At 71.3% G+C, this 816-nt stretch carries 2 protein-coding genes; both read right to left on the bottom strand.

The window, feature by feature from the left end:
* A partial coding sequence (locus DKT68_RS00210) for a DUF2510 domain-containing protein (protein WP_146218241.1) occupies window positions 1-124 on the bottom strand: 124 nt, incomplete at its 3' end.
* 76 nt (window positions 125-200) lie between these two features.
* A partial coding sequence (locus DKT68_RS00205) for an RDD family protein (protein WP_236646640.1) occupies window positions 201-816 on the bottom strand: 616 nt, incomplete at its 5' end.

Below are 816 nucleotides of genomic sequence, written 5' to 3'. Positions count from 1 at the left end.
GGGGCGGCCCGTCCGGCGGGGTCGCGTCGACGGGGATGGGCGCGCCGAGCCAGCCCTCGCCGTCCCAGTACCGCCGGGTCTCAGGGTCGGCGGGGTCGACGTACCAACCCGGTTGCACGCTCACGCCGCCGCTCCGCTTCGCCGCACGCCGGCGCGAGGCGCCACGCTACTGAGCCTGCTGGTTCGCTCGCTCCGCTCGCTCACTCGGACACCTTAACGACGACCGTGCCGGCGAACTTGTCGTGGAGGCACTGCTGCCAGGGCTTGTCCCAGAGCTGCCACAACCCGTCGAGGTAGCCCAGCCCGGGCACCAGGGACACGCCCTGCTGCCCCAGGTACCGCTTGGCGGCGGCCCGGCGGTCGAGGGTGCGGGCCGGATCGAGCGGCACCACACGCAGCTTCATGCTCCTCTTCCCGAACGTCTGGCCGGTTTTGAACATCATCTCGACGTAGTAGACGTAGCCGATCACCAGCGAGATCACGACGATCGCGAGCTCGATCCACAGGAACGGCAGCAGGAGGTCGTGAAGGAAGTCCGGCTCGATGGCCGTGCCGTCCGGCGCGACCCGGACGAGGTCGGGCAGCACGACGACCAGGAAGACGATCACCGCGGGTACGGCGAGCACCATGCCGAGGACCATGAAGACGGCGCCGTCGATCAGAACGGCGAGCAGTCGGTCGGCGAAGCTCGCCAGCGGCTGCCCGCCGGGGCTCAACGTCGGCGGCGGAGCCACCGGCCGGGGTGGTCCGGCGTACCACTGCGGTGGTGCGTACCCGGGCGGGGCGTACTGCGGCGGCACCGCGTACCCCTGGGGG

It is taken from the genome of Micromonospora acroterricola (genome assembly GCF_003172955.1).
GTDB lineage: Bacteria > Actinomycetota > Actinomycetes > Mycobacteriales > Micromonosporaceae > Micromonospora > Micromonospora acroterricola.
Note: the sequence above shows the minus strand (reverse complement) of the source record. Positions and strands in the feature narration are given on the sequence as shown.